This window comes from Nocardioides dilutus, from assembly GCF_054779555.1.
The window spans coordinates 1-733 of the sequence record NZ_BAAGYA010000008.1; the positions used below are offsets into that span (position 1 = coordinate 1).

The window sequence follows — 733 nt, forward strand, 5'->3', positions numbered from 1 at the left end:
CTGACGGGCACGGCCGCCGCGGCCGGCCTGGCCGCCAACAGCGTCGGCAGCAAGCAGCTGAAGAAGAACGCGGTCAAGACCGCGAAGATCAAGAACAACGCCGTGACCGCGGCCAAGATCAAGGACGGCTCCGTGGGCCTGGCTGACCTCGCGCCCGGAGTGCTGTCCTCCGAGCCCACGGTGTTCGAACACGTGGTCGCCCCCGGCGCCCCGATGAGCGCTGTCACCGTCGCCGGTATCAGGTTCACGCCTTCCTGCACCGGCACGTCGACGACGGCGACCGCGCAGGTGGCAGTCGGCAGTGACAACAACCTCCCCGAGATGACGTACAACGCCAGTCTCATCACGCAGGTCGGCGCGGACACCGATGCGGTGCCGGTGGTGGGCCGTGGCGTTGGGTCCGTCTCCATCACCGCGCCCGCTGCGGCAGGGGCCAACGCGTTCACGATGCTGTCCGGGGACGTGAAGTCAGCCGCTGGACCATGGGTCCGCATCACCCTGGGCATGAGAGCGACGCTGGGGGCCTCGAAGGAGTGTCAGCTCCGGCTCGTGGCCGCGGTCCTCGACTAGGAATGGCGTCACCCGGCACGGCCGGCTCGCCGCCCGGCGGGTGCTGCGGGACGCGGGTCGGTAGGGCGAAGCCCGGGCTCTTCACGGGGGGCCTGGTCAGACCCCACACTGGCGGCTCACGCTCCCTCCGAGAGGTCCGACCATGCCAAGCCGTCAGCCTGCT

At 70.1% G+C, this 733-nt stretch carries 1 protein-coding gene; it reads left to right on the top strand.

Annotation, left to right across the window (positions count from 1 at the left end; all coding sequences use genetic code 11):
* Window positions 1–570 (top strand): hypothetical protein (locus ACYVC6_RS22700; protein WP_460716843.1); only part of this gene is annotated, 570 nt, incomplete at its 5' end.
* Window positions 571–733: the final 163 nt, after the last annotated feature.